The organism is Neisseria sp. P0009.S007 (genome assembly GCF_051962515.1).
On the sequence record NZ_JBQCVF010000931.1, the window covers coordinates 1 to 394 of the forward strand.

Genomic DNA, 394 nt, shown 5'->3' on the forward strand with positions numbered 1-394 from the left:
TCTTGAGACGGATCGCGGTTACCACGTTATGTTGCCGCAAAGCCTATATATTTTGATCGTGCCGGTAAGCAGCTTTGAGCGCAAATTCATCATGACGCCCATGAACGCAGGCTTGCGCCTGGCCGGTACAGTGGAGTTTGCCGGGCTGGATGCACCGCCGAATATGGAACGGGCTCAGCAGCTCTTTCACTTGGCAGAATCTATGCTCAAAGGTCGTCTGAACCGGCAAGGTGCCGTGTCGTGGATGGGTTTTCGACCGTCGATTGCCGATTCCCTGCCGGTAATCGACCGAAAAGAAAACATTTTGCTGGCATTCGGGCATCAGCATTTGGGCTTAACCCAAGCACCGCTCACCGCAAAACTGGTGAAAGCCTTGTATTTTGGAGAACAGCCT

1 protein-coding gene is annotated in these 394 nt (G+C 53.0%); it reads left to right on the top strand.

The annotated features are described in order from the left end of the window. A partial coding sequence (locus ACTHS3_RS17170) for an NAD(P)/FAD-dependent oxidoreductase (protein WP_440368662.1) occupies nucleotides 1-394 on the top strand: 394 nt, incomplete at both ends.